Source organism: Nostocoides sp. (genome assembly GCF_035343835.1).
GTDB classification, from domain to species: domain Bacteria; phylum Actinomycetota; class Actinomycetes; order Actinomycetales; family Dermatophilaceae; genus Nostocoides_A; species Nostocoides_A vanveenii.
This window is the reverse complement of the sequence record NZ_DAOQZV010000346.1, coordinates 1-2,401: the sequence shown is the minus strand read 5'-3', so window position 1 is coordinate 2,401 and position 2,401 is coordinate 1. Positions and strand designations below refer to the sequence as shown.

The following is a 2,401-nucleotide window of genomic DNA, read 5'->3' as shown; positions in this document are numbered from 1 at the left end:
GGCGCCGTCGGGCACGGCGAAGTGGACGAGCCGGTTGTCGCGCGCGCGGCCGGACATGCGCGAGGTCGCCGCGTCCTTGCGGCCCTCACCCGGCGCGACAAGGACCTCGACCTCGCGACCTTCGAGCCGCCGGTTCTCGGCCCAGGAGACTTCCTCCTGCACGGCGATCAGGCGGTCGAAGCGCTCTTGCACAACGGCTTTCGGCAGTTGGTCGGGCAAGGTCGCGGCGGGCGTGCCGGGACGGATGGAGTACTGGAAGGTAAAGGCAGAGGAGAACCGGGCAGCGCGGACGATGCGCATGGTCTCGTCGAAATCGTCCTCGGCCTCGCCCGGGAAGCCGACGATGATGTCGGTGGTGATCGCGGCATCAGGGATCTGGGCGCGCACTGAGTCCAGGATGCCGAGGAAGCGATCGCTGCGGTAGGAGCGGCGCATCGCCTTCAGGACCCGGTCGGAGCCGGACTGCAGCGGCATATGCAGTTGCGGCATGACATTCGGTGTCTGCGCCATCGCCGCGATGACATCATCGGTGAAGGCCGCCGGGTGCGGGCTGGTGAAGCGCACCCGCTCCAGCCCGTCGATGTCGCCGCACGCGCGCAGCAGCTTGGCGAAGGCGCCCCGGTCGCCGAACTCCACGCCATAGGTGTTGACGTTCTGGCCGAGCAGGGTGATCTCGATGACGCCTTGGGCGACGAGCGCCTCGATCTCGGCGAGGATCTCTCCCGGCCTCCGGTCCTGCTCTTTCCCGCGCAGGCTCGGGACGATGCAAAAGGTGCACGTGTTGTTGCAGCCGACCGAGATCGAGACCCAGCCGGCATACGCGCTGTCGCGGCGAGTGGGCAGCGTGGACGGGAAGGTCTCGAGGGATTCGAGGATCTCGACCTCCGCGCGCTTGTTGTGGCGAGCGCGGTCGAGCAGCGCGGGAAGCGAACCGATGTTGTGCGTCCCGAAGACGACATCCACCCACGGTGCCCGTTCGACGATGGTGCCGCGGTCCTTCTGCGCGAGGCAGCCGCCGACGGCGATCTGCAGGTCAGGGTGCTTGAGCTTGGCCTGTCGCAGCGTGCCGAGGTTGCCGTAGAGCTTGTTGTCGGCGTTCTCGCGCACCGCGCAGGTGTTGAAGACGACCACATCCGCCACCTCGGGCCGCTGCTCGGCCGGGAGGCTCTCGATATCGGTGTAGCCCGCAGTCTCCAGCAACCCGGCGAGGCGCTCGGAGTCGTGGACGTTCATCTGGCACCCGTGGGTGCGCACGTCATACAGCTTGGTCATGGCACCGACCAGGGTACGGGGGTTTTCGGGTGCGGCCGTCAACCGAAAGCTCGCACCGAGCGTGTGCTGGTATGCGCATTTGCCGCCTTCCCGCCCGTATGACGCTCCTCGCCGCCGCGATCGCCCTCACCGGCGCCTGTGGTTCAGTGGGCGATCCGGGTGCGTCGGTGAGCGCGAGCGAGTCGCCGTCGAGTTCGGTGGCAACGATCGGCACGGCCGAGGCCCAGCGACTGGGCCGGACATTCGTCGCCTTCGCTCTCGAACCGAGCCCCGTACTCCTGGCGGGCGTGCCCTTCGCGCCCGAAGTTCAACTTGGGCTGCGGGATGCCATCGACAAGACCGTGCCGCGCGCGAAGTTGGCCGACAAGGCGAGCTGGCGGATCGACCGTGAGGAGTTCGCCGCCATGGTGGGGCCCTTCGACGCGACGGCGACGCTGCGGCAGTTCGCGGGCATCCATACCGAAATCGATCCGTTCACCATCGGCATCGGCGACTATCCGCATTGCAACAACCGGCAGACCTTTCGGGCGCCGGAGGTGGCCGGGCTCGCTCGGGTCACGATCCAGCCGCGCGACGGGATGACCGACTCGTGCATCTCCTGGTTCAGCGTCGACCTCTTCGTCGACCACGGTGGCGAGATCGCAGCGGTGACCATGGACCACGGCGAGCCCTGAGCCAACAATGAGCGCATGACGACGATCGATCTCAACGCGGACTTGGGGGAAGGTTTTGGGCGGCGGTCGCTAACCCACGACGCGGGCCTGCTGGCGGTCGTGACCAGCGCAAATGTCGCCTGTGGCTTTCACGCCGGCGACCCGCGTACGCTGGAGCGCGTCTGCCGGCTGCCCGCGGAGCGGGGCGTGGCGATCGGGGCACAGGTCGCCTACCGGGCTTCGGGCGGCGCTTTATCGACGTCGACCCGGACGATCTGCGGGCCGACGCGCTCTATCAGATCGGGGCGCTGGACGCCTTTGCCCGGGCGGCCGGCTCCCGGGTGGCCTATGTCAAGCCGCACGGGCCGCTCTATAACGCGGTCGTCCACCACGAGCGTCAGGCGAGCGCCGTGGTTGCGTCAGTCACGGCATACGACCGGGAGCTCGATCTGCTCGGCCTGCCGGGGTCGCGGCTG

General features: G+C 68.3%; 2 protein-coding genes and 1 pseudogene. 2 read left to right on the top strand and 1 reads right to left on the bottom strand.

Going from position 1 to position 2,401, the window contains the following annotated elements; genetic code table 11:
* The coding region (gene miaB / locus PKH97_RS15910; protein WP_324388589.1) for a tRNA (N6-isopentenyl adenosine(37)-C2)-methylthiotransferase MiaB at nt 1–1,272 on the bottom strand (1,272 nt) is incomplete at its 3' end.
* Between the two features lie 98 nt (nt 1,273–1,370).
* On the opposite strand from miaB, the gene PKH97_RS15905 reads away from it, so the two are divergent.
* Together PKH97_RS15905 and PKH97_RS15900 are read left to right on the top strand one after the other, a co-directional pair.
* Nucleotides 1,371–1,946, top strand: coding sequence for a hypothetical protein (locus PKH97_RS15905; RefSeq protein ID WP_324388588.1), 576 nt, complete (start codon nt 1,371–1,373; stop codon nt 1,944–1,946).
* 15 nt (nt 1,947–1,961) lie between these two features.
* Nucleotides 1,962–2,401, top strand: a pseudogene (locus tag PKH97_RS15900) (5-oxoprolinase subunit PxpA); the annotation flags it as partial.

What these genes read in the sequence shown, in the direction of transcription:
- PKH97_RS15905 (WP_324388588.1), top strand. Translation starts at nt 1,371, where the DNA reads ATGACGCTCCTCGCCGCCGCGATCGCCCTCACCGGCGCCTGTGGTTCA.